At 58.7% G+C, this 25,361-nt stretch carries 19 protein-coding genes and 1 other RNA gene; 9 read left to right on the forward strand and 11 right to left on the reverse strand.

Translation table 11 applies throughout. The features are described 5' to 3' along the window. Positions 1–6 precede the first annotated feature (6 nt). Positions 7–3,648, forward strand: a complete 3,642-nt coding sequence (locus AC5SEM_RS00380; protein WP_495471932.1) for an SAV_2336 N-terminal domain-related protein — start codon at positions 7–9, stop codon at positions 3,646–3,648. Positions 3,649–4,440: 792 nt separating this feature from the next. On the opposite strand, the gene AC5SEM_RS00385 is transcribed toward AC5SEM_RS00380, so the two are convergent. The 8 genes from AC5SEM_RS00385 to AC5SEM_RS00420 all read right to left on the reverse strand — a co-directional run bounded on the left by AC5SEM_RS00385 (position 4,441) and on the right by AC5SEM_RS00420 (position 14,376). Then, positions 4,441–5,697 carry an integrase domain-containing protein gene (locus AC5SEM_RS00385; RefSeq protein WP_495471933.1) on the reverse strand — a complete coding sequence of 419 codons (1,257 nt, stop codon included), beginning with the start codon at positions 5,695–5,697 and terminating at the stop codon, positions 4,441–4,443. Between the two features lie 187 nt (positions 5,698–5,884). Further along, positions 5,885–6,273: a transfer-messenger RNA gene (ssrA, locus tag AC5SEM_RS00390) on the reverse strand. 96 nt (positions 6,274–6,369) lie between these two features. Beyond that, positions 6,370–6,648, reverse strand: a complete 279-nt coding sequence (locus tag AC5SEM_RS00395) for a PA2433 domain-containing protein (protein WP_495471934.1) — start codon at positions 6,646–6,648, stop codon at positions 6,370–6,372. 130 nt (positions 6,649–6,778) lie between these two features. Then, positions 6,779–9,589, reverse strand: a complete 2,811-nt coding sequence (locus AC5SEM_RS00400; RefSeq protein ID WP_495471935.1) for an FAD-binding and (Fe-S)-binding domain-containing protein — start codon at positions 9,587–9,589, stop codon at positions 6,779–6,781. Then, positions 9,586–10,257, reverse strand: a complete 672-nt coding sequence (locus AC5SEM_RS00405; protein WP_495471936.1) for a LutC/YkgG family protein — start codon at positions 10,255–10,257, stop codon at positions 9,586–9,588. Before AC5SEM_RS00405 ends, AC5SEM_RS00400 begins: the two co-directional genes overlap by 4 nt. Next, positions 10,257–11,711 carry a LutB/LldF family L-lactate oxidation iron-sulfur protein gene (locus tag AC5SEM_RS00410; RefSeq protein WP_077571013.1) on the reverse strand — a complete coding sequence of 485 codons (1,455 nt, stop codon included), beginning with the start codon at positions 11,709–11,711 and terminating at the stop codon, positions 10,257–10,259. The genes AC5SEM_RS00405 and AC5SEM_RS00410 overlap by 1 nt, the downstream gene beginning before the upstream one ends. Then, positions 11,708–12,532: a (Fe-S)-binding protein gene (locus AC5SEM_RS00415; protein WP_495471937.1), complete on the reverse strand. Its 825-nt coding sequence runs from the start codon at positions 12,530–12,532 to the stop codon at positions 11,708–11,710. Before AC5SEM_RS00415 ends, AC5SEM_RS00410 begins: the two co-directional genes overlap by 4 nt. A gap of 149 nt (positions 12,533–12,681) precedes the next feature. Beyond that, a complete protein-coding gene (locus tag AC5SEM_RS00420; RefSeq protein WP_495471938.1) occupies positions 12,682–14,376 on the reverse strand; it encodes a lactate permease LctP family transporter in 1,695 nt (564 codons plus the stop codon). A 262-nt stretch (positions 14,377–14,638) separates the two neighbouring features. Here AC5SEM_RS00420 and AC5SEM_RS00425 point away from each other — a divergent pair, with 262 nt between their 5' ends. After that, entirely contained in the window at positions 14,639–15,406 is a 768-nt protein-coding gene (locus AC5SEM_RS00425) for an FCD domain-containing protein (RefSeq protein WP_007915207.1), read from the forward strand. Between the two features lie 106 nt (positions 15,407–15,512). Here the strand turns inward: AC5SEM_RS00425 and smpB are convergent, their stop codons facing one another. Continuing rightward, positions 15,513–15,995 carry an SsrA-binding protein SmpB gene (gene smpB / locus AC5SEM_RS00430; protein ID WP_008088297.1) on the reverse strand — a complete coding sequence of 161 codons (483 nt, stop codon included), beginning with the start codon at positions 15,993–15,995 and terminating at the stop codon, positions 15,513–15,515. Positions 15,996–16,113: 118 nt separating this feature from the next. Between smpB and AC5SEM_RS00435 the strand changes: the two genes are divergently transcribed. From AC5SEM_RS00435 to AC5SEM_RS00445, 3 genes are read left to right on the forward strand one after another with little or no spacing between them, the layout of a single operon-like run. Next, positions 16,114–17,517 (forward strand): sodium-dependent transporter, encoded by a 1,404-nt coding sequence (locus AC5SEM_RS00435; RefSeq protein ID WP_495471939.1) that lies wholly within the window; start codon positions 16,114–16,116, stop codon positions 17,515–17,517. A gap of 7 nt (positions 17,518–17,524) precedes the next feature. Then, entirely contained in the window at positions 17,525–17,959 is a 435-nt protein-coding gene (locus tag AC5SEM_RS00440) for a type II toxin-antitoxin system RatA family toxin (RefSeq protein ID WP_016986510.1), read from the forward strand. Beyond that, positions 17,952–18,266, forward strand: a complete 315-nt coding sequence (locus tag AC5SEM_RS00445; RefSeq protein ID WP_471894316.1) for an RnfH family protein — start codon at positions 17,952–17,954, stop codon at positions 18,264–18,266. Before AC5SEM_RS00440 ends, AC5SEM_RS00445 begins: the two co-directional genes overlap by 8 nt. A gap of 60 nt (positions 18,267–18,326) precedes the next feature. Here the strand turns inward: AC5SEM_RS00445 and AC5SEM_RS00450 are convergent, their stop codons facing one another. Next, positions 18,327–18,854, reverse strand: a complete 528-nt coding sequence (locus AC5SEM_RS00450) for an outer membrane protein assembly factor BamE (RefSeq protein WP_077571021.1) — start codon at positions 18,852–18,854, stop codon at positions 18,327–18,329. 97 nt (positions 18,855–18,951) lie between these two features. Between AC5SEM_RS00450 and fur the strand changes: the two genes are divergently transcribed. Then, complete coding sequence (gene fur / locus AC5SEM_RS00455) at positions 18,952–19,356, forward strand: ferric iron uptake transcriptional regulator (protein WP_003221515.1); 405 nt, start codon at positions 18,952–18,954, stop codon at positions 19,354–19,356. 75 nt (positions 19,357–19,431) lie between these two features. On the opposite strand, the gene recN is transcribed toward fur, so the two are convergent. Beyond that, complete coding sequence (recN, locus tag AC5SEM_RS00460) at positions 19,432–21,105, reverse strand: DNA repair protein RecN (RefSeq protein WP_134174507.1); 1,674 nt, start codon at positions 21,103–21,105, stop codon at positions 19,432–19,434. 240 nt (positions 21,106–21,345) lie between these two features. On the opposite strand from recN, the gene grpE reads away from it, so the two are divergent. The 3 genes from grpE (at position 21,346) to dnaJ (ending at position 25,353) form a co-directional block, all read left to right on the forward strand. After that, a complete protein-coding gene (grpE, locus tag AC5SEM_RS00465; RefSeq protein ID WP_007915219.1) occupies positions 21,346–21,912 on the forward strand; it encodes a nucleotide exchange factor GrpE in 567 nt (188 codons plus the stop codon). Positions 21,913–22,014: 102 nt separating this feature from the next. After that, the gene (dnaK, locus tag AC5SEM_RS00470) at positions 22,015–23,931 is read left to right on the forward strand and encodes a molecular chaperone DnaK (RefSeq protein ID WP_007915221.1); all 1,917 of its coding nucleotides are present in this window, start codon (positions 22,015–22,017) and stop codon (positions 23,929–23,931) included. A 297-nt stretch (positions 23,932–24,228) separates the two neighbouring features. Continuing rightward, entirely contained in the window at positions 24,229–25,353 is a 1,125-nt protein-coding gene (gene dnaJ, locus AC5SEM_RS00475; protein WP_016986506.1) for a molecular chaperone DnaJ, read from the forward strand. Positions 25,354–25,361 lie beyond the last annotated feature (8 nt).

The following is a 25,361-nucleotide window of genomic DNA, read 5'->3' on the forward strand; positions in this document are numbered from 1 at the left end:
TCGAACATGCTCAACAGTCTGATAGACGCATTGCTGCAGGACGGAGTCGCGCTCGACTACAAGAGCCTGGCGGATACGTTGTGGCTGGCGAATGCCATGGGCATCGTGCAGGAACAGGCTCCCGCCAGCGCAGCGCCCGAGGGTGCCGATCCCGGCTGGGAGACTACCAGTGAGAACGCGCCAGCGTCTGCCAAGCCCGAGCCGCTCGTCATTCCGCCTACCGACTATGGCACGTTGCAGGCAGCCCCTCGCAATGTAGAAAAGGCCTTGCTCAAACCTGCCTCCACTCGCGCCGAGGGGGGGGGAACAGCCAAGCTGGGGGCGTTGCCCACACTTGCGGACCGGCCGGGTTTCAAGCGTGCGGTCAAGCCCTTCCTGGCGCAGCATCGCCAGGCATCCGCAAGGTTGGACGAGCGCTTGACCCTTGATCGCCTGACCGACGAGGGCCCTCATGCCCTGAAGCCGGTGTACCTGCCGGGGTCGCGCCGCTCCTTGCGCCTGAGCGTGATCCGCGAGCGTCACGGTACCAACGCGCTATGGACCCAGCCGCTGGATGAACTGACAGCGCTTTTTCGCGCTCAGGGCACGTTCAAGCAGCAACGGGAGTGGACCTTGGCCGAGGATGATGCGACGTCCGATGGGCTACCTCCTGCCGTAGCCCTGACTGAGCTCGATCGGCTGGGGCGCCCGCTCGGTGCTTCGCGTAAGGCCGACAAGATCAAATGGTGGCCGGGTGAAATACTGTTGCTCGCCAGTGACTTCACCTCGGCTGGATGGCGTAATGGCAGCTACCTGAAGTTATTGCGGGCCATGGCCGTACAACAACCAATTGTCTTGTTGCACACATTGCCCGTAAGCCTGTGGTCGCGCAGCTGGACCGGCAGCCCGGATGCCTGGGTCAGCAGTGCCCAGCCTTTGATTGCCACCCGGGCGATGGAGGTGCACGTGCGGCTGCAGGGCCAGGCGGCGGTACGCGACGACAGCCGCCTGGCGATCCCGCTGATCGAGTTCGCGTCCGCACCGTTGAAGGCGTGGGCCAAAGGTGTGATGGGGGGGGCAGGACGCATTCCGGCCATACTGCTGGATGAACGAGAACCGGAACCGGAGTCGTATGACTCGATCCCGGGCTCTGGTGTGATGGAGGCGAAGTTATTGACCATGCAGTTCCGCATGGCCTCATCTCCAATGGCGCGTTCTCTGGCCCAACACCTGTCGGTCACGGCGCCCCTGAGCTTCCCGGTGATGCGTTGGGTCCAGCAGGCGACACTGCCCGAATCCCAGACCTCGCACCTGGTCGAATTCGTCCTGGGTGGTTTGCTCGAAGCGTTGCCTTGCGCATCCGGTACTCCTGCCGATGAGGTCATCTATGACTTTGTCGAAGGGGTAAGGCCGATGCTTCAGCAAGGCATGCCGAAGGCGCTGGGGCTGGATATCCAGATGCAGGTCGGCCGTTATCTGGAAAAAAAGCACGGCGAGCACCTGGACATGCGCGCGGTGGTGGAAACCTGGAGCGAGGAGCAGATCCGCCAGCTTTCGCCCGAGCAACAATCCTTTGCCGAGGTGTCCCGGGCGTTTCTCGAGCGCATCGGCCTGCGCCCACGCAGTACGGCGGTGAGGACGTCAGTCGAGGCGCGCGAGACGGTGGTACCAGCCGAACAGGCTGCTCGGCCTGAGGCGTTGCTCAAGGCCGATGCAGGCTCACCGCCGTCCCTTGACCGTGTACGCACGCTGCGCGAGCCGATCCTGGACCTGCGATGGTCGCCTTCCGGTGAGGACTGGCTGGTGATGCGCATGGCCTCCGCCATCGATGTATGGCAACCGGCGCACGAAGCGGCTGGCATGACCATCCGTCGACACCAGGGTATCGACTATTATCAGGAACCTGTCATTACGCTGCTTTGGTGGGCACCTGGCGAGCTACCGGATGACAACGTGAACCTAGCGGCGGTCAAGACCATCGTCAGGAGGGTTACCGACGCCTTGAGCGAAAGCCTTTCGGCACGCCTGCGCGTGCGCCGTCTATCGAGCCCCTCAGTATTGGCGCATCGGCGTTTCAACACACAGGCGTTGATCGTGTTCCAGACCGAGGGTTACCTGGAGTGGGCGGACGACCACTATGAGCAGTTCAAGGCGATAAACGATTTCGCCCAGCGAAAGGATGTGGTTTCCACCTGCGTGGTGCTGGGAGCTCAACAATCCGCTCATCCCGGTGTAGGCAGCCAGGTCCGCATCAGGGAGCGTTTCAACTTGAAGTCGGCGGGCCAATTTGAGTCCCAGGTCTGGCGCGAATTGGGAACGATGGTGAGTGATTTGCGTGAGCGCTTGCTGCGGCGTTTTCCGCAGTCATACAAGATGATGCGCTTGACCGCAGCTTCGTGGTTGTCAGCCAACCAATTGGCTGTTGCCGAGTTCGACGGCACATTCACCCGTGTTCAAGCGTTGAAGGCCGAGAACTTTGGGCAACGAAATGCCGTTGACAGCGAGCTACTGGCGCTTCATCCGGGTGACGTACCTTTGACCCAGCTGTTCAGGTGTCCCGCTGCCCTTTCATCCGCTGCTGACAGCGAGTCGCCAAAAGGTCCCTTCTTCGGTGTGGATGCCGGTGGCGCGACCTATATGAAGGATGGCGATGCCCTGCGTGAAGTCATTCCAGGGGCAGGCTTGCCCCGACGGCCCGTGCTGTCTGTCGACTCGACACGCTGGTGGGTGACGGGCGAGGGGGCCAACCTGATCACGGCATTGGAGGGGGGCAAACCGCCGCAGGTGGACGTGCCACTCCTGCCGGGGCGGGGAGGGCAACTGGAGGACGACCTGCAGGCGCTGCTGCACGATCAGGTGCTTGTGGCCTGGGCCCGTGACGACATGGTGTTTGCCATCACCGCGGCGGGTTTGCTGCATTACGGCTCCCTGTACGACTTGCCGGGTCGCCGTCGCAAGACGCGCCGCCCACTGGATCAGGATCCGCTGAACCTCCATGGGATACTGCGCGGTGCGAGTGTCAGTGCGGACGGTCGCCGCTTCGTCACGGTAACGGCCTCCGGGCGTCTGGACCTCTGGGAAACGGAGGGGTTCAAGCGATTGAACAGTTGGCAGGTGATGAAGGGCATTTCGCAAGTCAGGCGTGTCAGTGTGGCGCTGTCGGCCACCGGGCAGCGGATCGCCTTCGCCAATGGTAAGACCGTCAGAGTGATCGACGAACCTGTGGTTACGAGCCGAGATGAACCATGGGTGCGTCAGGTATTGTGGGTGGACGATCGGCCATGGAACAATGAAAGCGTACGCCGGCTGTTGGCATCAAAGGCGATTTCTTGCACCTTGGCGCTGGACACGGCCGAGGCGTTGAGGCTACTGGAGACGCGTCGTTTCGTTGCGATCGTTTCCGACATGGGGCGGGTGGAGGGGCCGACGGAAGGCTACCGACTGCTTGAAGCCATACGCGAGCGAAGGAACACGACGCCTTACTTCATTTACGCCGGGTCCGACTCGGCAGAACACCGTGAGCAGGCGTTGGCGCGGGGCGCCCAGGGGTCATCGAACAATCCGTTCACACTTTTCGCGTGGATCACCGATCAGGTCGACAAGGCATCGGGCCTGAGCCAAGTTCGTTCCTCGTCCAGCGGGCGCCCCGACCCTCTGCAACCGGACTAAGTTTAAACTCCGGGCCTGCCCTGCTTCCACGTCGGGCAGGCCCTCATCATCTATCCGACCACCGCCGCTGGACCGGAAACCCCTCACCGACGGTGGTCTCTTGCAGAGGAGGGCAGGTCATGGACGGGGAGTCCGCGGAATTCGGAAATAATCGTACGCTAAGCCTCTAACGTGCGAATCGCCCCTGGTTTTGTAGGCACACCGACCGGCTGCTTTTGGCCGATTCTGTTGAAAAAGTTGGACGTGGTTTCCACGGTAGAAAAGTACGCGTTTGAGATTGAAATCCTTACCTTTGGCAGAGGCTACCCGGGTTTGGATTTCACATGGCAGCGAGCAGAGAAGGCGTTTTCACCGATCAATATGCGGGCAGTTCGGGTAAACCGACTTTTTCAACAGAGTTGGCCGGTTGCAGTTCTTCAGTGTTTGGCTGACGCACTCGCGCTGAGTGGCACCCGCTGACACCCATCAACTGCAGAAGGCTGGTCAGCGCGAATGCAAATGAATGGTCAAGTCGGATGCAAACGACTGGTCAGCGGCAATCCAATTAGGTGGTCAAGTGAAATGCAATTACGCAGAGCCCATACGAGTGGGAATGCGGAGCCTTCCCGCTCGCGTGGGCTTAGTCGAAAAGGCCCCAAGAGCGAGGCTTGCAGCGGCGACAGTCGCCACTTCTGTCGCCATGCTGCAGACCAGGTATTACGCGGGTTGTCGCCGGTGTCGCCGCTGTCGCCAAATCAACCATCACTCCATCTGTGGAGTCATTCTCGGTTACTGGCGGCGTCCGGTGAGCCCTCAGCGTATCGGCAGGACGTTGTGGTCCCTGGTTTGATTGATAGCAGATGCCGACAGGCTGCCGGTGGCCGCCTTCTGAATATGCTCACTCCACCAGGCCATCATCGGACGCCGGCGTTCGATGTAGTCCGCCCGGTTGTAGGCACTACGGACTTCATCCTTGTCGACATGCGCCAGCGCGACTTCGATGAGCTCCGGATCCCACCCATGCTCGTTCAGGATGGTGCTGGCCATGGAGCGCATGCCGTGGCTCACCAAGCGGTCCTGGAAGCCCATGCGTTTCAACGCCATGTTGGCGGTCTGGCTATTGGCGTGGGTGCGCGGGTTTCTATCCGCTGGAAACACGTACTCCCTGTGGCCGCTGTGGGGTTTGAGTGTCTCTAGCAGCCCGAGCGCCTGTTCGGTCAGCGGGATGGTGTGCGGACGACGCTTTTTCATGCGCTCCGGCGGGATGGTCCAGATGCGTTTGTCGAAGTCGATGTCTGTCCATCGGGTGGTAGCCGCTTCGGCAGGGCGGGTCATGGTGTGCAGTTGCCATTCGATCAGGCAGCGGGTGATCCGCTTGATGCTGGCGTTCGCGATTTCGATCATGAGCTCGGAAAGCTCATCGGGTCGTAGCGCGGCCATGTTCTCTTTTTTGGGCTTCTTGAACACCGCCCGAATGCCACTGAGAGGGTTAGCGAAAATCAGCCCAGAGTTCACCCCGTAAGTCATGATCTCGTTGAGCCGTTGGCTCAACCGCTTCACGGTTTCGAGGCTCCCTTTGGCTTCGATTGGGCGAAGGAGCTTGATAACCATCGGGGCGCTGACTTCCGAGAGGGGGGTCGACTTCATGCTCGGAAAAATATGCAGCGTAAGTGAGCGCCAGATGTCCTCGGCATATGCCGGTGTGACGGAGTCTTTCTTCAGTTCGAACCAGGCCGTGGCCACGTTCTCGAACGTGTGTTCTGTCTCCGCTCGTTTGGCTTGCACCAGTTCGTTGCGTTGAGCTTTTGGGTCGATGCCTTGCGCCAACAGCTCTCGGGCCTCAACCGCTTTCTTTCTGGCTTGCGCAAGAGAAAGCTCGGGATAGCTGCCGAGTGCCATGTTGATTCGGTTTTTCGTTACTGGATGCCTGTAGTTGAAATTCCACTGCATCGAGCGATTGACCCTGACTCGCAGCTGAAGCCCGTCACCATCGGTGAGGACGTAGTCCTTGTCTTTGGGTTTGACAGACTTGAGCTGACGGTCCGAGAGGCGGGCAGTTTGAGCGCACATGAGAAGTACTCCATGTCACCTTTTGGTATTCCCAAGATTAGCGCTGGGTAGCCGGGAATACCAATGGGAATACCAAATCGCTTGGAATTCAAAAAACCTCTGCGGAGCCCAATAGCGCTGAGACCCTTGATTTTGCTGGATTTCAGGCACAAAAAAAGACGTCCGTGGACGTCTTTAGATGATGAAGTGGTGGAGCCGGGGGGATTTGAACCCCCGTCCGCCAGTACTCCGCTGTCGGTACTACATGCGTAGCCGTTTCTATTAAGTTAACCCTCAGCGACCCGAAGGGCAGGGTGCTTTGGGCGAGTTGTGTAAGTTTTAGCCGCTTCGTCCACAACGTACTGCACGGCGATTCTGTTCTATATGACAATCATTTTGGGTTTACAGACATCCCCTGATGATTGCTGGACCCGAAGGTACCAGGAGCATTGTCAGCTGCAATTAAGCAGCGAGAGCAACACCGTATTGGTCGTCATTGGCAACTATAAGTAGTTGCAACAGTGGATTTACGACTTCTGTTACCAAGTCGGCATGCACCTAGAGTTTCGCAACCGGCGTCGAATCCTAAACGGCCCCGAACTCATTGCTCAGTACATCTGTTTGAGCAACAAGCGTGTGCAGTGTACGCCAATCAGCCCGCAAGGCCAACCCGAAGGTTGGCCGGGCCGCTGATCAGTTGTTGGTGCCGGTGGATTTGCGCAGTTCCACGATGGTTTGCGAGGTTTTCGCAACGCAGTCATCGATTTTGCCTTCGGCCTTGAGCCTCTCGGCCTCGCTCACGCTATCGTTAGCTTGCTGACTCAGTTTTGGATTCGATGACAGCTGCCCCTTGGCATTGTTGATGGTCTGAATATTGGCATCACACAGGTCAGCAGGCTTGTCTGCGGCGAACGAAGTGGACGCCATCATCGATGCAGTAACGAACAGACCTAACAGTACAGAACGTTTCATGTGTATCTCCTTGAACCGAGTGGGTCCAGACTTCGCTGGCCGTCAGGACGGGCAACCGTATGGAAGAAAAACCCCGATCAGCCGGGGTTAATCTGTGGACTACAGTCGAACTCAAGGGTTCTATTTTTCTTCAGCAGGCCTTCGCCCTGGTCACCCGATCCACCAGATAGACCAGCCCGTGGTAGTCAATTCCGCCATGTTGCGTCAGGCCGATTTCGCAGGTGCGGCTGGTGGAAATCCCCTCGCTGCAGTGCTGCACCGCTTCCTTGAGCGTGCGCAGCGAGTGGCTGTTCAGCTCTGGTGTGGTGAAGCCCTTGTCGCCGGCAAACCCACAGCAGTGAATGCCTTCCGGGATGACCACGTTGTTGCTGCACTTGCGCGCCAGATCGATCAACGCCTGGCTTTCGCCCAGATGTTGCGTGCTGCAAGTCACGTGCACAGCAATCGGCGCGTCTTGCGGGGTGAAGTCGAGTCGTTCGAGCAGATGTGTACGGATGAAGCGCACCGGATCGTACAGATCCAGACGGGTTTCTCCTACGTCCTGCACCAGCCGCAACGTGCACGGACTGGTGTCGCAATAGATCGGATCGAGCCCGCCGCGACTCGCATGCAGCAGTGCGCTGATCAACTCCTGGCGTTTGTGTTCGGCTTGTTCGGCGTAGCCTTTCGAGGCAAAGGGCTGACCGCAGCAGAGGTTGTCCTGATTGTCCGGAAACACCACTTGGTAACCGGCCTTCTCCAGCAGCCCACGGGTTTTGTCGTACAGCGACATTTGCTCTTTATCACCCGCCGCCGGGCCCATGACTCGCGAGACACACGCTGCGAGATACACCACGCGCGGACGTTCGTCCGACACGCTGGGGCTGAAGCGAATGGCTTTTTCCGGTTGCGGCATCGCATTCGTCCACAGCGGCACCTGACCTTTGGACAGGCGCGTAATGGTTGCCGAAAGCTTCGTCAGACGCGGAGCACCGAGCAGCATCCGCGCACCGTTGGCCACGTGCAGGGTGAAGCGTGCGGCTTGCAGGGTCTTGGCGAAATTTCCTTCGATCCAGTCAGCGGTTTTCTGATGCGTCGCGTGCCGGGCTCGGAGTTTTTTCACCAGCTCACCGGTATTGATGCCTACAGGGCAACGTTGCGCGCACAGACCGGTGGCGGCGCAGGTTTCGATGCCTTGGTACTCGTAGGCTTCTTCCAGTTCGCGGGTATCGACACCGGCACGTTTTTTCGCCTGAATATCGCGCCAGATCACGATGCGCTGGCGCGGGCTCAGGGTCAGGCCTTTCGATGGGCAGACAGGCTCGCAGAAACCGCACTCGATGCACTTATCGACAATCTCGTCGGCCGCCGGCAGCGGTTTCAGATGCTTGAGGTGGATCTGCGGATCTTCGCTGAGCACCACGTCCGGGTTAAGAATGCCGTTAGGGTCGAGCAGCCGTTTGAGCTGCCACATCAACTGATAGGCATCGAAGCCCCATTCCAGCTCCACGAACGGCGCCATGTTGCGGCCGGTGCCGTGTTCGGCTTTCAGCGAGCCACCGAATTCCACCGCGACCAGTTGCGCGACGTCGTCCATGAACGCTTGATAGCGTGCGACTTCTTCCGGATTGTTGAAGCCTTGGGTGAAGACGAAGTGCAGATTGCCTTCCAGCGCGTGTCCGAAAAGGATCGCTTCGTCGTAGGCATGTTTGTCGAACAGCTCGATCAAGCGATTGACGCCGATGGCCAGTTGTTCGACCGGGAAGGTCACGTCTTCGATGATCACCGTGGTGCCGGTTTTGCGCACGGCACCGACCGCGGGGAAGGTGTCCTTGCGGATCGCCCAGAGCTTGGCGTTTTCGGCAGGGTCTTCGGTGAAGTCGACCTGCTTTTCCACCGGGAAACTACTGAGCGAGGCCATGATCTGCGCCAGTTGTTCCTGCAGCAAAGTGGAAGACGCGGCGCGGGATTCGATCAGCAGCGCGCAGGCATTGTTCGACAGCTGTTGTACGAAAGCGGGCATGCCGGGTTTGTCTTGCACCGAGCGCAGGCTGCGTCGATCCAGGAGTTCTACGGCGGATACCGGTTGGCTTTTCAGCACGGTGACCGCGTTGCAGCAGGTCTCCACATCCGGGAAGACGATCAGCGCCGAGGCTTTGTTCGGGTGATCGATCACGGTGTCATAGGTCACTGCGCTGATGAAGCCGAGGGTGCCTTCGGAGCCGACCAGCAAATGGCTCAAGATATCCACAGGCTCATCGAAATCCACCAAGGCATTTAGCGACAGGCCGGTGGTATTTTTCAGACGGTATTTGTGGCGGATTCGTGCAGCCAGTTCGGCGTTGGCGCGGGTCTCGCGGCCCAATGTCGCCAAGCGTTCGAGCAGATCGCCGTGGCTTACGCGGAATGCCGCGACACTGGTAGCGTCTTCGGTATCGAGGCGCGTGCCATCGGCCAGCACCAGCCGAATCCCGGCCAGTGTGTGATAGGTATTTTGTGCCGTGCCGCAGCACATGCCGCTGGCATTGTTGGCGACGATGCCGCCAATTTTACAGGCGTTGATCGACGCTGGATCCGGGCCGATTTTGCGTCCGAAGGGTGCCAGCCACGCGTTGGCCTGTGCGCCGATCACGCCCGGTTGCAGGCGGATTTGCATGCCTTGGCCACGGATTTCGCGCGCGTTCCAGTTATCCCCAAGCACGATCAAAACGGAATCGCTGATCGCCTGGCCGGACAGGCTGGTGCCGGCCGCGCGGAAGGTCACCGGGACATGGTCGCGTTGAGCCAGTTTCAGCAGCGCCACCACTTCATCTTCGGACTCGACGCGGATCACTAGTTGCGGAATCAGTCGATAAAAACTGGCATCGGTGCCAAAGGCCAGAGTCGATAACGGATCGTCGAAGCGGCGTTCACCCGGAATCAGTTGTTGCGCATCACGCAGGAAATTCGCTGGAAGCGTCATTGGTCCTCCAGGATCAGCACCACGAGGTCTTTCGGGCCGTGGGCGCCGTAAGCCAGCACTTGCTCGATGTCGGCAGTTTTCGACGGACCGGACACCAGCAGCGCGTTGGTCGGCATGCCTTGCGCCCATTCGAACTCCTGCTGCACCTGATAAAAGTTGTCGCGGATTTCACTGGCCTTGAGCAGGGCGAAATGTACCGGTGGCACCAGGCTCATCAACCGAGGTTCCTCGCGGGTTGGCCACATGATGAGGCTGCCGGTAGCGGCGATCGCGCCGAGGGTGCCGGTGAGGCTGGCGGGGGTGTCGTTGAACAGCTCGGCTTTCCATTCTTCCATCGGCCGGTCGTAGGATTTCAGCGTCGGCAGGTCAGGATTGTTCGCCCAGTGTTGTGTGATTTTCTGCCCGTGGGCGGTAGTCGGTGCAATCAACAGGCTCGGTAACTGACGATCACGCAGCAATTGCGCGAGCAACGCTGGCCACTCTTTGCCCGAGGTCAGGTGTATCTCGGTGTGCACTGCTTCCATCAATTTGCGCAGTTGCGGGATACGTTGTTCGGCGCTGTAGGTGTAAGGCTGCGTCACCAGTTCGACGTCGAAGTCGTCGGCAATCGGCGTTGTGCCAGTCAGACTTTTCCGCAGTTTGCCGAGGATATTTTGCTTGGCGCTCATCAGCGGTCTCCCTGTTTGGCCAGATGCTCGCGGGCCATGTCGTGCAGCGAGCGGGCGGCGGGTTTCGGCGCGCTGTGGTTTTGCGTCCACGGGCCAACGTTGCTCGGGGTCAGCGCACGCAGACGCGTGGCGAAGAATCCGAACAATCGATACAAAGTCGGAGAGCTGTTGAGCTTGGCCCAGGCGTTCCAGATAAAGCGTTCCTTGCGCGAATACTTGCTGCCCTGACCGCGCATCACTTGATTCGGGCTGTCCGGGGCTTTGACGTTTTCTTCGCGCAGGCGCCGCAGGATCGCCGGGATCGGAATTTTTACCGGACACACTTCACCGCAGGCACCGCACAGCGACGAAGCGCTCGGGTGATCCGGGACTTTCGCCAGGCCGACCATGTGCGGGGTGATGATTTTGCCGATCGGCCCGGGATACACCTCGCCATAGGTATGACCGCCGACGCGGGTGTAGACCGGGCAATGGTTCATGCAGGCGCCGCAGCGAATGCAGTTCAAGGTCTGACGCAGTTCACTGTCGGCGAAGGCCTGGCTGCGACCGTTGTCGAGCAGCACCAGATGCACTTCCTGTGGGCCGTCGAGTTCGTGCTCCTTGCGCGGGCCGGAGATCATGTTGACGTAAGTGGTGATCGGAATGCCCAGCGCCGAGCGCGTCAGCAGTGACAGCAACGGCACCACGTCACGCAGGTTTTCCACGACTTTTTCGATGCCGGTGACGGCGATATGCACCGGCGGCACGGTGGTGGTCATGCGGCCGTTGCCTTCGTTTTCCACCAGCAGCAGGGTGCCGGTTTCGGCCACGGCGAAGTTGACACCGGAGACGCCGATGTCCGCTTCGAAGAATTTCTGCCGCAGGACTCTGCGACCGATCTGAATGAGTTGGTCAACGTCCTTGGTGTATTCCACGCCAAGTTTGTCGTGGAACAAGGACGCGACCTGACCGGCATTCTTGTGGATCGCCGGCATAATGATGTGTGAAGGCTTCTCGTGGTCGAGCTGGACGATGTATTCCCCCATATCGGACTCCAGACATTCAATGTCCCGAGCCTCGAGGAAATGGTTCATCTCCATCTCTTCGCTGACCATCGATTTGCCCTTGATCACTTGCCGCGCCTCGTGAGCGCGGATGATCGATAAGACGATGCCATTGGCCTCGTCCACCGTTTCCGCCCAGTGCACTGTCACACCGTTGCGGGTCAGGTTCTGTTCCAGTTGCTCGAGCAGGTCAGGCAACTTGGAGAGCGCGCGGGCTTTGATCGAATTGCCCAGTGCGCGCAAATGTTCTCTTTCATGGGGATCACTGAAAGCGGCTGCCCGCTTGACCATCAGTGAGTCCATGGCCGTGCGGAAGTTGTTCCGCAGCTGCTGATCACCCAAGGCGTTGTGTGCCCGGGTGCGGAAATCTTCTTCTACGGCGACCGTAGGAATAATCGCGGAAGTGCTCATTGCGCACCCCCGGTTCGTTGCCATAAGAAGCTCGCGAGATGTTGCCCGCGCAGCGCTTCTTTTTGTTTCTCCAATGCGCCGTTGATGTTCATCAAACAGCCACAGTCGGCGCTCAACACCTTGTGCGCGCCGCAATCCTTCAACGCTTTGGTCTTGTCAGCCACCATCGCGCCGGAAATGTCTGGCATACGGACGCTGAATGTTCCGCCGAAGCCACAGCATTCGCTTTCGTGGTCATGGTTGACCCGTTCCACGTTGCTCAACTGCGCCAACAACTCGCGGCCGTGCAGGTGGGTGTTCATTTCGCGGCGTGCCGAACACGAGGTGTGCAGCGCGACTTTGACCGGCTCGCCGCTGTCCTTGAGCTGCACTTTGCAGACGAACAGCAGAAACTCGGCCAGTTCATAGGTGCGGGCCGCAAGTGCCTGAACCTGTTTCAATGTTTCCGGCTCGTCCTTGAACAGGTCGGCGTAATGCTCGCGCAGCATGCCGGCGCAGGAACCCGACGGCACCACCACCGGATAATCTCCGGCAAACAGCGCCAGTTGCGAGCGCGCTACCGTCCGCGCTTGCTCGGTGTAACCCGAGGTGTAGGCCGGTTGCCCGCAGCAACTTTGCCCTTGCGGATACTCGACCCGGATCCCTTCGCGCTCCAGCAAGTGGATCGCGTCCATCCCGGCTTCGGGGTAGAACAGATCGACCACGCACGTGCCGAACAGGTAGACCCGCGATGGTTTCTCGTTGGGGTATTGCCGAGGTTCGGGCAGTGGCGGGGCCACACGGGTCGCGTTTGGCACGGCGTTGTAAAAAAGCTCGCTCATCAGGCGTGTCTCCGGGTGGGCCCGGTTATCCGTCTGTGCGGCTGCTGAATATAAAGAGCGTTGCTTTCAGCAGCCTTACAGACCGGGTTGTGAATTGCTGACGCCGAAATCACGGATCGGCGTCGGTTTTTTCCATGCTTCTTGTAGGTTTAGTGCACCAGCATGCCGGTGAACCAGTAGGCCTGAGCCAGCGTGATCAAGCCGACAATCGTTGCAAAGAATAGGCTGTGCTTGAGGGTGAAGCGGAACAGATCCGATTCCTTGCCCACCAGCCCGGTTGCGGCGCAGGCCACGGCGATCGATTGTGGCGAGATCATCTTGCCGGTCACGCCGCCGCTGGTGTTCGCCGCCACGAGCAAGGTGTCATTGACGCCGATCTGGTGCGCGGTGGTTGCTTGCAGCGAACTGAACAGGGCGTTGGACGAAGTATCCGAACCGGTGAGGAATACACCGAGCCAGCCGAGGAACGGCGAGAAGAACGGGAATGCCGCGCCGGTTCCGGCCAATACCAGGGCCATGGTTGAAGACATGCCGGAGTAGTTGGTGACGAAGGCGAACGCCAGCACCATGCCGATCGACAGGATTGGCCAGCGCAGTTCGTAGAAGGTCTCTTTCAAAGTGGTCAGACCAGTTTTTAAGTTGATCTTAAGTACCCACATCGAGATCAGCGCGGAGAAGAAAATCGCCGTGCCGGTCGCGGAAATCGGATCAAGTTTGAACACCGCCGGAATTGCCGTTGGAGCAGCCACGATCGGTGCGGTTTTGATCACCAACTGATCAAGGTGCGGGATCGCGAAGTTGAACACCCAGCTGTACATCGAGCCGCCAGCGGCGAACATCGCTTTGAAAGGCTTCAGGGTCCAGATGGTCACCAGCACGGTGAGGATCAGGAACGGCGACCAGGCTTTGAAAATTTCCCCGAGGCTGTAAGGCGAAGCCACGGTGGTGCGTTTCTGACCGAAACCGCCGATGCTGGCGGTGATCGCAGCACTCGATGTGGCACCAGCGATTTGCGCACCTGCGGTGCGTTTCGGCTGCCAGACTTTCAGGAACAGGGTCAGGGAAATCAGGCTGGCCAGCGCCGAAGTGATGTCCGGCAGCTCCGGGCCGATGAAGTTCGAGGTGAAGTATTGCGTGATGGCAAAGCTCAGCCCCGCGACCAGTGCAGCCGGCCAGGTTTCGCGCACGCCGCGCAGGCCGTCCATCATGAACACCAGCCAGAACGGCACGAACAGCGACAGCAGTGGCAGCTGGCGACCGGTCATGGCGCCGATCTTGAATGCGTCGATGCCGGTGACTTGGCCGGCAACAATGATCGGAATCCCCAGTGCACCGAACGCAACCGGTGCGGTGTTGGCGATCAGGCACAGGCCAGCGGCGTACAGCGGGTTGAAGCCCAAGCCGACGAGAAGTGCCGCAGTAATCGCCACGGGCGCGCCGAAACCGGCGGCACCTTCCAGAAACGCACCGAAGCAGAAACCGATCAGCAGCACTTGCAGGCGCTGGTCGTCAGTAATCGATAACACCGAACTGCGAATGACCTCGAACTGACCACTTTTCACCGTCAGTTTGTAGAGGAATACCGCCGCGACAATGATCCAGGCAATCGGCCACAGACCGTAGGCGAAACCATAACCTGCGGCGGCGAAGGCCATGTCGACCGGCATCTGGAACGCGAAGATCGCTACGGCAATCGACAGGGCGAGGGTGATGCTCCCGGCCACGTGGCCTTTGAGGCGGAACACCGCTAATGCGAGGAAAAAGAACACGATGGGGATGACGGCCGCGAGTGCGGATACGCCGAGACTGCCGAGCGGGCTGTAGAGCTGTTGCCAGGTTTGCATATGGGGTGGCCCCTAATTGTTGTTGGTCAGGCACTGTCAGCGTTCTTGGGTAATTGGTAATACCAATTTACAATCGCTGTTGGCTAGGGTAAAAGCCTTGATGTCGGTGTGTCAATTTGTCGCCCTGAAACTTTTGTCGAACAAGCGGTGCAGAGCGCATCTGATCCGGTTTCGGCAAGTGGCGTCTGGTAGGTGTCGGCAAGGCGCCGATAGGCCAGAATAGAGAGCCCGGCGAGCGGTCGGGATCGTGGAGAAATGAGTTATGGGGTTTGATCAGATACGTCAGCGCCGTTTGTCTGACGACATTGTCGAGCGACTCGAGGGGATGATCCTTGAGGGCACGCTGAAGTCCGGTGAGCGGCTGCCGGCGGAGCGCACGCTGGCCGAACAATTTGGCGTATCACGGCCGTCGCTGCGTGAGGCGATTCAGAAACTGGCGGCCAAAGGTCTGCTGGTCAGTCGCCAGGGCGGCGGTAATTATGTGGTGGAAAGTCTGGGCTCGACGTTCAGCGATCCGCTGCTGCAGTTGCTCGAAAGCAACCCCGAGGCGCAGCGCGATCTACTGGAATTTCGACACACTCTGGAGGCATCGTGTGCCTATTACGCAGCATTGCGCGCGACCGATGTTGACCGCGAGCGGCTGACGGCGGCGTTCGAAGAGTTGCAGGATTGTTATTCACGCCATGACGAAGTGAGTCGGGCGGAGGAGGGCGCGGCGGATGCGAAATTCCATCTGGCGATTGCCGAGGCCAGTCATAACGCCGTGCTGTTGCACACCATTCGCGGGTTGTTCGATCTGCTTAAGCGCAACGTCGTCACCAACATCGGCGGCATGTACAAGCAGCGCACGGAAACCCGCGACATGCTGATTACCCAGCATCGGGAATTGTATCTGGCGATTATCGAAGGTCGTGCGGAGCAGGCGCGAGAAGTCTCCAGCCGACATATTTTGTATGTGCAGGAAGTGCTGGAAGAGGTGCGGCAGGAAGTTCAGCGCATGGCTCGGGCGGAGCGGCGCAAGGGGATGTAATTCTTTAAAGCAAAAGATCGCAGCCTGCGGCAGCTCCTACACAGGAATATGTATTTCCCTGTAGGAGCTGCCGAAGGCTGCGATCTTTGCTTTCAAGGGGGGAAGACTAGTCTTCCTTGCCCTTGTTGCGCACGGCACGCTGCAGTTCACGACCAGCGTCGCGCTCGCGCTCGGTGTCACGCTTGTCGTATTCCTTCTTGCCCTTGCCCAGAGCGATCTCGCACTTGACCATGTGCTTGCTCCAGTACCAGGACAGGCAGACGCAGGCGTAACCCTTTTGCTGCACCATCGCGGCAAGCTTTTCCAGCTCGCGGCGGTTGAGCAGCAATTTGCGTGTGCGCACCGGGTCAGCGATGACGTGGGTGCTTGCGGTCATCAGAGGCGTGATGTGGCTGCCGAGCAACCACGCTTCGCCATCCTTGAGCAGAACATAGCTGTCGACCAGCTGTAGCTTGCTTGCCCGCAGACTTTTTACTTCCCAGCCGGCCAGGACCAGACCAGCCTCGAACTTATGCTCGATGAAGTAATCGTGTCGCGCCTTTTTGTTCTGCGCGATGGTCCCTGTTGGGTGTTTCTTCTGTTTAGCCATAGGGGCGGCATTATATGGAGATAAACGGCTGTCGGCTACGGTGATGCTGCGTGCTTGAGCAGGTTGAGTGAATCCCGGACAATGCGGCCTCTTTTCTAACGCTTGGGCGTGATAAACGATGTCGACAGACAAGGTTTCTGTCCACGGCAGTTGGGCTAGCCGCTGGGTATTCATACTCGCCGCGACCGGTTCGGCCGTGGGACTGGGTAGTATCTGGAAGTTCCCCTACATGGTCGGGGTCTACGGCGGCGGTGCGTTTGTACTGATGTTTCTGGCGTGCATCGCACTGATCGGCATCCCGGTCATGCTCGCTGAAACCCTGATCGGCCGGCGCGCCCGGCAAAGTCCGGCGAACGCCTTGAAGGTGCTGGCGCTGGAAGCCGGGCACTCGGGCAAGTGGTCGTGGGGGGCCTTTGCCGGGATGATCACGGCATTGCTGATCCTGTCTTTTTATAGCGTGGTCGGCGGTTGGTCGCTGGACTACATCGTCGACATGGGCCGCGGTGATTTCCAGGGCGCCACGGCCGATCAGGTCGGCGCTTATTTCGGCAATGTCATCTCCAATCCATGGCGCCTGACACTTTGGCAAACGATTTTCATGCTGCTGTCGGCCTTCGTCATCGCCAAAGGCGTGGTTGCCGGGCTTGAGCGCAGCCTGCGCATCATGATGCCGCTGCTGTTCGTGATGATCCTGGTGCTGCTGGGTTACAGCATGACCACCGGGCATTTCATGGAAGGCGTGCATTTCATGTTCGACTTCCACCCGGAAAAAGTCCTCGATGGCTTGTTGCCGGCGATGGGACATGCGTTCTTTTCGCTGAGTGTCGGTGTCGGCTCGATCATGATCTACGGCGCTTACATGCCGAAGAGTTCGTCGTTGTCGGGCACGGTTGTCGGTGTAGCACTGCTGGACACCTTTGTGTCGCTGGTCGCCGGTCTGGCTCTGTTCCCGATTGTGTTTGCCGGTGGCCTGAATCCTAGTGAAGGGCCTGGCCTGATGTTCGTCAGCCTGCCATTTGCCTTTGGTAACGTGGCTTTCGGTCAGTTGATGGGCGTGGTGTTCTTTGTGCTGGTGGCGATTGCGGCATGGAGTTCGGCGATCTCGCTTCTGGAGCCGATGGTTGCCTATCTGGTTGAGCGCACGAAAGTCAGTCGCGCGTGGGTGACTTTCTGGCTGGCGTTCATCTGCTGGTTCGTCGGTCTGGGCACGGTGTTCTCCTTCAATATCTGGAAGGAAGCCAAATTTTTCGTGAACGAAGGCGGGATGTTCCACCTCTACCAATGGGGTGCGCAGAGCGGTCTGGACTTCTTTGGCGTGATCGATTTCTTCACCTCGCGGATCATGTTGCCGCTCGGTGGCCTGTGTTTTGTGCTGTTTGCCGGATGGGTGATGGGGCGTGAAGCGGTACGCGACGAGTTGTCGATCCGCAACCCGGCACTGTTTGCCCTGTCTTTGTTCTTGATGCGCTACGTGGCGCCCATCGGCATTCTTGTAGTGTTTGCCGCTCAGCTCTGGAAGTAACGCTCACATGACGACACATATTCAACGCTCAGCACTGCTGCCATACCCGGCGCAATTCCTCTACGACCTCGTCAATGACGTGGCGCGTTATCCGGAATTTCTGCCGTGGTGCTCTTCGGCTGAGGTGCTGGAAAGCTCGCCGGAACATATGCGCGCCAGTGTTGGCGTGGCCAAGGGCGGGCTCAGTCAACATTTTGTGACGCGTAATACGCTGGTGCCGGGGCAGTCGATCGAAATGAACCTGGAAGAAGGGCCGTTCAATCAGTTGCACGGTGTCTGGGTGTTCAAGGTGTTGAACGAGAAGGCCTGCAAGATCAGCCTGGATCTGTCGTTCGATTACGCCGGGCCGCTGGTGCGCGCGACGTTGGGGCCGCTGTTCAATCAGGCGGCCAATACGCTGGTGGACGCGTTCTGCCAGCGCGCCAAGCAGATGCATGGTTGAGTCGGTGATCGAGATAGAGGTGGTATACGCGGCCGTGGATCGTCAGGTATTGCGCTCATTCAGCGTCAATGAAGGCGCGACGGTGCGGGCTGCGGTGTTTGTATCGGGTATTGGTAGCGAGTTTCCTGAGCTGAATCTGGCGGAGTGCCCGCTGGGCATCTTTGGAAAAGTAGTTGCCGACCCGGATGCGCGGGTGATTCAGGCGGGAGATCGCATCGAGATTTATCGCCCGTTGCTCGCCGATCCTAAAGAGGTTCGACGCTTGCGAGCGGCCAAGGCTGCCGAAGCCAAGGCTCGAAACGCGTAAAAAGCCAAATCGCAGGCAATAAAAAACCCGGAATTTCCGGGTTTTTTATTGCGTCGCCAATTATTGCGGCGAGGTGTCCAGCGGCTCAGGTGTTGGAACCGGAACGGTTTCTACACCATCGACGTCCTTCTGGATCTGATCCAGCAAGGAACCTGGCTTGACCGGTTTTTCCGGTTTTGGCTTCTCGGCGTTTTCAGCAGGAGCGGACACGGTCGTGCCACTGTCCTTGCCGAGAATGGCTTCGTCACGGCTTACGCCCGGCATAAAGTCACCGGACAGGCTGACAAGCTGGTCGTTTGAGTTGAAAATAACGCTGACGCGTTCCTGTTGGCGTTCACCGCCACCCGGTTGCAGGCTGTACAGATAATCCCAGCGATCGGCATGGAACGTGTCGACAAGCAGAGGGTTACCCATGATAAACCGTACTTGCGGCCGGGTCATTCCCGGGCGTAACTGGTCTATCATGTCCTGCGTGACGACATTGCCCTGCTGGATGTCGATTTTGTAAACCCCGGGGAATGAACAACCGGCGAGTGCGAGCAGTCCCACAAAGGTGAAACTGGTTAGCAAGAGCTTGGTGTTTTGCATCGGTGGGCGACTTCCACTATCTTGGCTGGGACAACGTAAACGCCGATCATACCCGCATTAAGAGAAGCTGCGAAGCAGCATCGCGAGAAAGCTGACCATGGTTGAAAATAGCGAACTACGCAAAGCCGGCCTCAAAGTGACCCTGCCACGGGTCAAGATCCTGCAAATGCTCGACTCTACCGAGCAGCGTCACATGAGTGCCGAGGACGTCTACAAGGCGTTGATGGAAGCTGGCGAGGACGTCGGTCTGGCCACGGTTTACCGTGTTCTGACCCAGTTCGAAGCGGCTGGCCTCGTGGTCCGTCACAACTTCGACGGCGGCCATGCGGTATTCGAGTTGGCCGACGGTGGCCACCATGACCATATGGTCAACGTGGAAACCGGTGAAGTCGTCGAATTCGTCAGCCCGGAAATCGAAAAGCTCCAGAAGGCAATCGCCGAGGAGCACGGTGTGGATCTGGTAGATCACAATCTGGTGCTGTACGTGCGCAAGAAAAAGTAAGCATGTCGCGCGAATTTCACATTCGCGAAACGAACGAAGGCGACCCAAGGGTCGCCTTCGTGCTTTCTGTCGTTGTCAAACCTTGGCGGTGACGACCATTTTTTTCGCGTGAGCCAGGGACTCCTTGGTCAGATCGATGCCGCCGAGCATGCGCGCCACTTCTTCTATACGGTCGTTCTTGCTCAGTTTGGAGACGGCAGTGTGAGTCGCCTCTTCACCGCGCACTTTGTGCACAAACAAATGCTGATGACCCTGCGCTGCCACTTGCGGCAAGTGCGTGACGGTCAATACCTGGCCGCGATCGCCGAGACGGCGCAACAGTTGGCCGACAATCTCAGCCGTCGGGCCACCGATGCCGACGTCCACTTCGTCGAATACCAGTGTCGGAACGCGGGATGTCTGCGCGGTGATCACCTGAATCGCCAGACTGATCCGTGACAGCTCGCCGCCGGAAGCGACTTTTGCCAGCGCCTTTAGCGGTTGGCCCGGGTTGGCGCTGACCAGCAACTCAACCTGTTCCAGCCCGTTGGGCAATAACTCGTCGCTGCTGTTGGCCTTCAATTCGATAGTGAAGCGACCACCCGGCATGCCCAGTCGCTGAATCTCCTGCTCAACCGCACTGGCGAGACTGCCGGCAGCCTGATGCCGCAAATCGCTCAGTTCTCGCGCCTTCTCTTGATAGTGGCGGGCGTACGAGGCCAGTTCTTCACCCAGGCGCTCGATGGATTCGTCATTGGCGTTGAGGGTTTCGATCTCATCCAGCAGTTTCTGCTGCATTTCGCCGACTTCGGTGGGTTGAATCCGGTGTTTGCGGGCCAGGGTATAAATAGCGTCGAGACGTTCTTCCAGATATTGCAGGCGTGCCGGATCGGCATCGAAGTTATCGAGGAAACGATTGAGTTCACCGACGGCCTCTTCGACCTGGATCTGCGCGCTGGTCAGCAAACTGCTGGCTTCGCCCAGTGCGCCAACGGAATTGTTCACGCTCGACAGGCGATTAAGGCTGGCAGTCAGTGCATTCAATACATTGCCGGAATCGCTTTCGCTGCATTGCTCGACCACTTGCCGACAAATGCCTAGCAGGGTCTCGGCGTTGGTCAGGTTTTTGTGTTCCTGCTCCAGTTGCTCCAGTTCGTTGTCACCGAGGCCGAGGTTTTCCAGCTCTTCGAGCTGATAGCTCAGCAGTTGATGGCGGGCGCGTTGTTCGTCACCGGAGTTGGACAGACGCTCCAGTTCCTGGCGAGTCTGACGCCAGCGCTGGGCGGCGAGCTGAACCTGGCGGGCGAGATCGGTGGCACCGGCGTACTCGTCCAGCAAGCGGCGATGGGTATCGGTTTTCAGCAGGGACTGGTGTTCATGTTGGCTGTGGATATCGATCAACAATTCGCCCAGCGACTTGAGATCGCCCAGCGGGCAAGGGGTGCCGTTGATGTAGCCGCGCGAACGACCTTCGCTGGTAATCACACGACGCAAGATGCACGGCCCATCGGACTCCAGATCGCGCTCGGCCAGCCATGCGCTGGCTTCAGGAATGTCAGCCAGATCGAAAGTCGCGAGGATGTCGGCCTTGTCAGCGCCGGGGCGAACCACGCCGCTGTCGGCGCGATCACCCAGGGTCAGGCCCAGCGCGTCGAGCATGATCGACTTGCCGGCGCCGGTTTCACCCGTGATCACGCTCATCCCGCGATCGAGTTCGAGATCGAGATGTTCAACGATGGCGTAGTTATGTACGGATAGGTGCACCAGCATAAAGGCCGCTCCCAGGCTTTAGGTCTGGTTATTTATACAGTGTTTTGTTTCAGGCTGACAATGCCCGCCCTTAGCTCGATTTGCTTGAACTGCAAATCTGCTTAGCGCATTGAGGAATGAAGATTCGACACTTTTTTGTAGGGTTAATGTTTGCAGGCCCTTGAAGCCTGATTTTGCGGCCCCATATATCGGGGCAGAAGCGCGAGTCAGGCTCGCGGACGAAATTGAAAGGAGAATTCTATGGCTGACGAACAGACAGTAGATACGCAAAACCCAGAAGCCAATCAGGCGCCCGAAGGTTCGGGTGATGACCTGGCGACCCGTGTACAAGTGCTCGAAGAGCAATTGGCCGCCGCGCAGGATCAATCTCTGCGTGTTGCTGCCGATCTGCAGAACGTCCGTCGCCGTGCTGAGCAGGATGTCGAGAAGGCGCACAAGTTTGCCCTGGAAAAATTCGCTGGCGACCTGTTGCCGATCGTCGACAGCCTGGAGCGCGGCCTCGAGCTGTCGAACCCGGACGACGAAAGCATTCGTCCGATGCGTGAAGGCATCGAGCTGACGCTGAAAATGTTCCACGACACGCTCAAGCGTTATCAGCTGGAAGCGATCGACCCGCATGGCGAACCGTTCAACGCCGTTCAGCATCAGGCGATGGCCATGCAGGAAAGCGCCGACGTAGAACCGAACAGCGTTCTGAAGGTGTTCCAGAAGGGCTACCAGCTCAACGGTCGCCTGCTGCGTCCGGCCATGGTTGTGGTCAGCAAGGCGCCTGCGCCAATTTCGCCTTCGATTGACGAGAAGGCTTGAAATTAGCCGCAAGGCCCCCATTTAGAAGTCAAGCGTTTAAGTATTACCGCAGTCAGCCACCACTACTGCGGCAAAAAAATCCAAAGTTTCGGGAGAGTTAACATGGGCAAAATTATCGGTATCGACCTGGGGACTACCAACTCCTGCGTCTCCGTGCTGGAAAACGGCAAAGCAAAAGTTATCGAAAACGCTGAAGGCGCGCGTACCACGCCGTCGATCATCGCTTACGCCAACGATGGCGAAATCCTGGTAGGTCAGTCGGCCAAGCGTCAGGCTGTGACCAACCCGCACAACACCCTGTACGCAGTTAAGCGTCTGATCGGTCGTCGTTTCGACGAAGAAGTTGTGCAGAAAGACATTCAGATGGTCCCTTACAAGATCGTCAAGGCTGACAACAACGACGCCTGGGTTGAAGTGAACGGCCAGAAAATGGCACCGCCACAAATCTCGGCTGAAATTCTGAAGAAGATGAAGAAGACCGCCGAAGACTACCTCGGCGAGACCGTGACCGAAGCGGTGATCACCGTTCCGGCCTACTTCAACGACAGTCAGCGTCAGGCGACCAAAGACGCCGGCCGCATCGCGGGTCTGGACGTAAAACGTATCATCAACGAACCAACCGCAGCCGCTCTGGCTTACGGTATGGACAAGGCCAAGGGCGATCACACCGTGATCGTTTATGACCTGGGTGGCGGTACCTTCGACGTTTCCGTGATCGAGATCGCTGAAGTTGATGGCGAGCACCAGTTCGAAGTTCTGGCCACCAACGGTGACACGTTCCTCGGCGGTGAAGACTTTGACATTCGTCTGATCGACTACCTCGTTGACGAATTCAAGAAAGAAAGCGGCATGAACCTCAAAGGTGACCCGCTGGCCATGCAGCGCCTGAAAGAAGCCGCTGAGAAAGCCAAGATCGAGCTGTCGTCCGCTCAGTCGACCGACGTCAACCTGCCGTACATCACTGCAGACGCGACCGGTCCTAAGCACCTGAACGTGAAGATCTCGCGTGCCAAGCTCGAAGCACTGGTTGAAGACCTGGTTCAGCGCACCATCGAACCTTGCCGCATCGCCATGAAAGACGCTGGTCTGGACGTTGGCGCGATCAACGACGTGATCCTGGTCGGTGGTCAGACTCGTATGCCGCTGGTGCAGAAGCTGGTGACCGATTTCTTCGGTAAAGAAGCTCGCAAAGACGTTAACCCGGACGAAGCTGTTGCCATGGGTGCTGCGATTCAGGGTGCTGTTCTGGCCGGTGACGTGAAAGACGTTCTGCTGCTCGACGTCAGCCCGCTGACCCTGGGTATCGAAACCATGGGTGGCGTGATGACCGCGCTGATCGAGAAAAACACCACGATTCCTACCAAGAAATCGCAAGTGTTCTCGACTGCCGACGACAACCAGGGCGCTGTGACCATTCACGTTCTGCAGGGCGAGCGTAAGCAAGCCACTCAGAACAAGTCCCTGGGCAAGTTCGACCTGGCCGACATTCCACCTGCTCCACGTGGCGTGCCACAGATCGAAGTGACCTTCGACATCGACGCTAACGGCATCCTGCACGTTGGTGCGAAAGACAAGGCTACCGGCAAGACCCAGTCGATCGTGATCAAGGCCAACTCCGGTCTGTCCGACGAAGAAATCGAGCGCATGGTGCGTGACGCCGAAGCCAACGCTGAGGAAGACCGCAAGTTCGAAGAGCTGGCCGCTGCCCGTAACCAGGGTGACGCACTGGTTCACTCGACGCGCAAAATGATTGCTGACGCGGGCGACAAAGTCACCGCCGAAGAGAAGACTGCGATCGAAGCCGCTGTGGTTGCTCTGGAAGCTGCTGTCAAAGGCGACGACAAGGCTGCTATCGAAGCGAAGGTTGAAGAGCTGTCGAAAGTCTCCGCTCCGGTTGCTCAGAAGATGTATGCCGAACAGGCTCAGCCAGCTGATGGCGCAGCCCCGCAAGGCGAATCGGCTGAGAAGGCTGACGACGTTGTCGATGCAGAGTTCGAAGAAGTCAAAGACCACAAGTAAGTTGTTGGTCGGCCGGTTGACTGCCTTTAGGCAGTGACTGGTAGGATGTCGCCGCGCGGGAGCTAGCTCCCGCGTTGGCGTATCTGGAATACGCGAATTTTTACAGCATGCGACAAGGTTCGGATGTTGGCGGTATGGCCGGGAATGCTCCTGCTTTTCGTGCCGAAAGTACCGCAAGAAACAAAGACCAGGATCGTTGAATTGACGTGAGTTGGGTCCGGGCCTGTATTGGGGCTCAACGAGTTTGGCCATCCTCAGGAGGGGTTTGCCGAACGTCCTCAAGAGTGCAGAAGACTTATGGCAAAGCGTGACTATTACGAAGTGTTGGGTGTTGAGCGCGGCTCAAGCGATGCGGACCTGAAGAAGGCTTACCGTCGTCTGGCGATGAAGCACCACCCGGACCGTAATCCCGATGACAAAGCGTCGGAAGAAATGTTCAAAGAGGCCAATGAGGCCTATGAAGTGCTGTCCGATTCCAGCAAGCGCGCGGCGTACGACCAGTACGGTCATGCCGGCGTCGACCCGAGCATGGGCGGCGGCGGTGCCGGTTTCGGTGGTCAGAACTTCTCGGATATCTTTGGCGATGTCTTCAGTGATTTCTTCGGTGGCGGTCGCGGCGGTTCCCGCGGCGGCGCTCAGCGTGGCAGCGACTTGCGCTACACCCTGGAGCTGAATCTGGAAGAAGCGGTGCGCGGCACGTCGGTGAATATCCGCGTTCCGACACTGGTCAACTGCAAGCCGTGCGACGGTTCCGGCGCTAAGAAAGGCTCGTCGCCATCGACCTGCCCGACCTGCGGCGGCATTGGTCAGGTGCGCATGCAGCAGGGCTTCTTCTCGGTGCAGCAGACCTGCCCGCGTTGCCATGGCCAAGGCAAGATCATTTCCGATCCGTGCGATTCCTGCCACGGTGACGGTCGCGTTGAAGAGTACAAAACCCTGTCGGTCAAAGTGCCGGCCGGTGTCGATACCGGCGACCGCATTCGTCTGTCCGGCGAAGGTGAGGCGGGCACGCAGGGCGGTCCGACGGGCGACCTGTATGTGGTCATCAATGTCCGCGAGCACGATATTTTCCAGCGCGATGGCAAGCATCTGTTCTGCGAAGTGCCGATCAGCTTCGTCGATGCGGCGCTGGGCGGCGAGCTGGAAATTCCGACCCTCGACGGTCGCGTCAAACTGAAAATCCCTGAAGGCACCCAGACCGGCAAGCAGTTCCGTGTACGCGGCAAAGGCGTTGCGCCGGTGCGTGGCGGTGGTGCGGGCGACTTGATGTGCCGTGTGGCGGTCGAGACCCCGGTCAACCTGAACCGTCGTCAGCGCGAACTGCTGGAAGAGTTCCGCAGCTCGCTGGCGGACGACAACAGCCACTCGCCGAAAACCACCGGTTGGTTCGACGGTGTGAAGCGCTTCTTCGGCGATCTGTAAGGAGTCGG

The organism is Pseudomonas sp. CH61, from assembly GCF_059429415.1.